At 60.4% G+C, this 5,823-nt stretch carries 5 protein-coding genes; all 5 read left to right on the top strand.

What is annotated here, in order from left to right; translation table 11 throughout:
• The coding region (locus ACILSI_RS26540; RefSeq protein ID WP_395724949.1) for a hypothetical protein at nucleotides 1–624 on the top strand (624 nt) is incomplete at its 5' end.
• Entirely contained in the window at nucleotides 621–3,686 is a 3,066-nt protein-coding gene (locus tag ACILSI_RS26535; RefSeq protein ID WP_395724948.1) for a DNA polymerase, read from the top strand. The genes ACILSI_RS26540 and ACILSI_RS26535, both read left to right, overlap by 4 nt.
• Nucleotides 3,687–3,700: 14 nt before the next feature.
• Entirely contained in the window at nucleotides 3,701–4,288 is a 588-nt protein-coding gene (locus tag ACILSI_RS26530) for a hypothetical protein (protein WP_395724947.1), read from the top strand.
• A complete protein-coding gene (locus ACILSI_RS26525) occupies nucleotides 4,285–4,968 on the top strand; it encodes a hypothetical protein (protein ID WP_395724946.1) in 684 nt (227 codons plus the stop codon). The genes ACILSI_RS26530 and ACILSI_RS26525 overlap by 4 nt, the downstream gene beginning before the upstream one ends.
• 37 nt (nucleotides 4,969–5,005) lie before the next feature.
• Nucleotides 5,006–5,245 carry a hypothetical protein gene (locus ACILSI_RS26520; protein WP_395724945.1) on the top strand — a complete coding sequence of 80 codons (240 nt, stop codon included), beginning with the start codon at nucleotides 5,006–5,008 and terminating at the stop codon, nucleotides 5,243–5,245.
• Nucleotides 5,246–5,823: the final 578 nt, after the last annotated feature.

Raw genomic sequence — 5,823 nt, 5'->3', positions numbered from 1 at the left:
ATCAAGGCACTCACCGGCGGCGACCCGCTCACCATGGAAACCAAAGGCGGACGCAAGCGCGACATCGTCGGTGAGCACAACATCCTCATCACTTGCAACGACCGCCTGCGGGTCAAACTCGATGGTGATGAGAGCGCCTGGAAACGCCGTCTGCTCATCATCCCGTTTGATCGCCCCGCCACCTGCAAAATCGACGACTTCGACCGCGTGCTGCTGGCCGAAGAAGGCAGCGGCATTCTCAACTGGTTCATCATCGGGGCCATGCGTCTGCGCGAGCTCTCCCACCAGCGCAAAGACATCCAGCTAACATCCGCCCAGGAGGACTGCATCGAGTCCCTGCTCGCCGAGAGCGATTCATTGCGCCTGTTCATCAAGCAGTGCGTTCGGCGTGAGCGGGGTGCCTCCATCACCTCCGACGAAATCCTCGCAGCCTATGAAAACTACTGCGCCACGAAGGGCTGGAGCGCGCTCCCTCGCAAGCGCTTCGAGTCCCAGGCCGGCCCCCTCATGATGGAGTTCCATCAGGCTGCCAAGCGCAACGACCTCAAGCGCGGCAACACCTCCAAGCGTGGCTTCATGCACGTCGAAATCATCGAAACCGACACCCCCACCTCCGAACCATGACTGCGCCCGCCCCCACCCTCCATGGCGAGTTTTTTCACACCGTGGACTTCCCCACCATGATCCGCCGCTTCAACTTGATGCAGGCTGACATCCTCGCCGCCCTACCCGCTGAGGTGAAATCAGCCGTCCGAACCGTCCGAACCGGTTTTCTAGATCAAACCGAAACCAAAATCTCGGACGTTTCGGACGGGGTCAAAGTGCCTTACGCGTACGCGCGTGAGAAAACTAAAACGAAAAGTTTTGAAAACGAAAAACATAATGAGGCTCTCCTAGTGGAGAGGTGCGGACCGTTACCCGTCCGAAACGTCCGAGCCTGTCCGAACCCGATTGAGCGGCTGATCAGCGACACGCATGACCTCGCCGACATTGCCACCGCGATCCGCTCAGTCGGCTCCGTCGCGCTCGATCTGGAAACCTACGGCCCGCGCAAAGGCGATGGTCTCGATCCATGGGCGGGCGACATCCGCCTGCTATCGCTGTGCGTGGAAGGACAAGACCCCTTGATTCTGGATCTGCGTGCGCTTGGCTACGATCTCGGCGAACTGAAGACAGCGCTCGAAGCGGTGGAAATCATCGCCCACAACGCGAAGTTCGATCTGCTCTGGCTACGCGTGAAATGCGGCCTGCGTGCCTCCAAGGTGTTCTGCACGCTGGTGGGCGCTCGCCTCCTCTCCGCCGGCACCAAGCCAGGCAACGACCTCGATAAATGCCTGGAGCGTTACCTCGGCGTCGAGTCTGCGCCAGATCACAGCCGCTCAGACTGGGGCTCCATGTTCCTCGATGAGGACCAGCTCGCTTATGCGGCGCGTGACGTGCTGCATCTGCACGACTTGACCAACAAGCTATGGGGCGAACTGGAGCATGATGGCCTCGAAACCGTGGCGAAGCTGGAAATGCAACTCGTGCCAGTGATCGTCGAGATGGAGCACGCGGGCATCGCCGTGGATCAGGGCAAGCTGCGCGAGATCGAAGCGAAAGCCCGATCCTCTGCGGCGGAACACGCTGGGTTGCTGCGTCAGAAGCTCAACATGCCCAAGCTCAACCCTGGCAGTCCGCAGCAATTGCTTGAGGCGCTCAAAGCCGCAGGCATCGAGTTGGAAAACACCAACGAGGAAACGCTCAAGGCGGCAGACGATGGCGAGATCATCCCGCTCATCCTTGAATTTCGAGGCGCTGAAAAGCTCGCCCAACAGGCGGCATCGTTGCTCGAATGCGTGAAGCAAGATGGGCGCATTCACGGCCGCTTCGATCCAACTGGCACTGCCACGGGACGGTTCTCCTCCAAAGATCCCAACCTGCAAAACATTGGTCGAGGCGATCTGCGCACCTGCTTTGTGCCTGAGCCGGGCAACAGGCTCATCGTGGCCGACTACTCGCAGATCGAGCTGCGTGCTGCGGCGGTGATCGCTGGCGAAACTAAGATGATCGAGGCCTACAAGAACGGCGTGGACCTGCACAAGCAGACCGCTGCCGAGGTTTTGAACAAGCCTTTGGAGGAAGTCACCAAGCAGGACCGGCAGACATCGAAAGCCTGCTTCTCGGGAGACACTGAAGTGCTGACGCCGAAAGGATGGGTGCGTTTCGACCAGTATGATGGTCGGGCCGAGGTCGCCCAGTATGTGCTTCCAGAAGGCGTCGTTTGGAATCCCCCACGGCCAAGATCAAACCGCTGGGGGCATCCGACAGGAAAGGTTCACTGGGACGCCGGAAAAGGAATCATCGAGTTTGCGACACCCATCGGATTTCAATCCTTCGAAGATCGGGAACTCTTCCACCACGAAGACCGCAACACCGACTTGCTGGTGACTGCCGATCACCAGATCGCGTTCATCACCAACGCGGGCGACGCACGCAAGGTTGCTGCCGCAGAAGTCACTGCCGGCAACTGCCGCCACTTCATCGCGGCGGGTCATCTCCGGGAGCAGCCGCCACCAAACACCCGGCTGGAGCTTTTTACACGCAGCCTTGCGATGGTCATAGCCGATGGATATTTCTCTTCAGCTCGCTGTGTCCGCTTCGGGTTCAGCAAGCAGCGCAAAGTGGAGCGCTGCCTGAAACTGCTCTCGGCTCTTGGTTTTCATCCAAAGGTCAGCACCGCGGGCAGTGTCACCACCATCCGTGTCGCGGACGCGGCGTGGGTCGATGCCATGCGCGCATGGACTCAGGGTGGCAAGGATCTCGCCTGGAGCTGCCTGCACCAACTTCCTGCCCGCATTTATCTGGAAGAGGCCGCCAACTGGGACAGCCACGTGATTCTCGGGGCTCAACGGGACCGGGCGCTGTTCTGCACCACTTCCAGGCAAACTGCCGAGGTGATGCAGGCGATGGCAGCACTCAGCGGCATTCCGTCCCTGCTTAGCAGCAGTCCAAGGACGAATCCGAAGCATAAGCCAACCTACCACCTGTCCTATGTGCTGCGAGGCCCCTCCACTTGGCGTGCTTCATGGAACCTGAAACCAACCGGTCGCCGCGAAATGGTCTGGTGCGTGCATGTGCCTTCGGGCGCGATCCTCGTGCGGCGCAATGGCAAGGTCTGCGTGCAGGGCAACTGCAACTTCGGTTTGCTCTATGGCCAGAGCGCTCCGGGCCTCGTGCGTTACGCCGCATCGAGCTACGGCGTGCAACTGGAGCTGGAGCAAGCTGAGCAGATTCGCCGGCAGTTCTTCCGCACCTACGGCCATCTGCGCCAGTGGCACGGCGAGAGCCGCAACAAGGCCGACGCGGGTGCACGCGAAGTGAGAACCGTGATGGGCAGACGCAGACTGCTGCCGGAGACCGCCTCGGAATGGGAGCGCTTCACCGCCCTGGTGAACACGCCCGTTCAAGGCGGTTGCGCCGATGGCATGAAGCAGGCCCTCGTGCTAATCGCACAGCAGTTGCCTGCTGAAGCCCGGCTCATCTCCACCGTGCATGACGAAGTACTCGTGGAAGCTCCCGAGGCAATGGCAACCGAGGTCCGCGATCTGGTCCAAGCGATCATGATCGAGGCGATGGCCGCCCTGTTCCCGCAGGTGCCCATCGAGGTCGAGGCGGGGTCATGTTCCCACTGGGGCGAGAAATGAAAGGAGCCATCACCATGAACGACGACGATGATGACCTTTCGATCAGCTCCTCCTACGCCGCGAGGCAGCGGGAACGCGACGACAACTACCGCCGCGAATACACGGAGTGGATCAAATCCATGCCTCCCGAGGAGCGCCAGAAACTCCAGTACATGGGGCTGGACAAGGCCTACCTGCCCTCCGGCTCTGGCGGTGCCGCCAAGGACGCCGCCGAGTCATCCCGCGCCCGCTGCGAGGACGCCCCAATCACCGAAGACGAACCCGCCGCTGCCGGGACTTCTCCAGCCGAACTGGACGTCGATCAGTTGGCGCAAGACGACGCCCCTCATGAGATCATGCGCCGCCTCATCGGCGAGATGCTCATGCAGAGCAACGCCAGCCTCTCCCTCGAATGCCTCGCCCTGGTCACCGGCCTTGCCTACCGCGGCGACTCCATGACCGCGATCGCAGAACGCCACGGCGTGACCCGCGCCGCCGTCTCCAAGCGCTGCGTCGAGTTGACTATCGCTCTCAACGTGAAGCCCAGTCGCGCCATGCGCCCTCTCAGCGCCCGTCACAACTCCTGCGCCTCGCGCGTGAACCACCTCGAAAACCACCCATGAAACCCGCTCGCATCCAAACCAAAGTCTCCCTCACCCGCACCGGACTGCAAATCGCCAAGGATCTCACCTTCGACGAATGGAAGGACATGGCCGCCCGCTTCGGCGCAGCCATGGCCAGCGCCGCCTTCGTCATCGGCGACTGGCTCGTCTATGGCGAGGACCACTTTCGCGGCCAGAAACGCCTCCCAGGCTTCGAGCAGGAACCCATCGGCAGCGCCCGCATCCCCCAGGAGATCTACGAGGAGGCCCTGCGTCTCACCGGCCTGGACCGCAGCACGCTGGCCACCTACGCCTACGTGGCCCGGCGCGTGTCCTCCTCGTTGCGCAACGAGCAACTCTCCTGGGAACATCACAAGGCGGTGGCGAAGCTGGATGAGACTGGCCAGCAGCGCTGGCTGCAAATCGCGCTGGACCATGCCGACCCCGTGATCGGTCCCGTGCCCACCCGCCGCCTGCGCAAGAGCATCATCGTCGGACGCCTTCTCACCCCCAAGGAAATGATGATCGACCCGGCCGACCGTGGCCGCCTCAACCACATCCCCTTCCTCAACCGCCTCAACGCGTGGTGGTGGCAGATGAAGGAGGACGGCTGGCTCAAACGCGCCACCCGCGAGCAGAAGGAAATCCTCGTGCGCGACCTCAATCTCGTGACCCGCATCATCAAGGAACTCCAAGCCTAACCCCAAACATCCCACACCAACACACCAACACACCACTATGGACACCGATCAACCCCTCCAAGACCAAGCCCTCGACCACGTTCGCGAACTGCTCTCCACGCACTGGCGCGAGGCAAAAGACTCCGCCGATGAAGACGGCAAGTTCGCCATCGGCCTGCGCATCTCCGTTCTCAACGGCGCACCCGCCAAGCTCAAGGTGAAGTGCAGCATCAGCAAAACGATCACCGACGAGATCGAGAGCCAGGTCGATGACCCGGAGCAGATGAAACTGCTGTGACGCTAGTCATCAGACATTTGCGATTTGATGTAATCCAGCAGTGATGAAAGATTGACAAGACGAAGCCCTCTTTTCCCACCTCTTCGTCGAAGTGAGATGCTGTGAACCTGAGGCTTAAACCCATTTTGATCGCACGGTAGTATCAGCGTATTCATTGTGCTTCTGCTCAGACCGGTATGGCCACATCGAGTATTTGACTTGGGCAGACGAATCCATTCGGGATTTCCAACCTGAACATCTGGCTGCGTTACGTGAGCCACGACTTGTTTCTCTTGTGGAGCGGTGGGCGCATTCCCCTCGCGATCACATAGGCTCATAATCTCCCTTGCGCATGCCACAGCAAGATTGAAAGCATCGCTTCTCTGGCTCGGAGTTAGATTAACTAGCTTTTGTTTTGTCAGTTGTGTAAGAAGCGCAATAGCGGTGTTGGCAAGAGCGAGCCGAGGACTTGTAATTGGATACATCCTGCCAAATAATCGTTTGTTCTCGTTCCTTCAAACATCTCCAATTTGACTCCGGACGCAGGCCATGCCCCGCCTGCGCTACCGTGCTCCTCAATCCCCCTCTCGACTCGAAGA

Source organism: Prosthecobacter sp. (assembly GCF_044232965.1).
In the GTDB taxonomy this organism is placed as follows: domain Bacteria; phylum Verrucomicrobiota; class Verrucomicrobiia; order Verrucomicrobiales; family Verrucomicrobiaceae; genus Prosthecobacter.
This window is presented reverse-complemented; position numbering and strand designations above follow the sequence as displayed.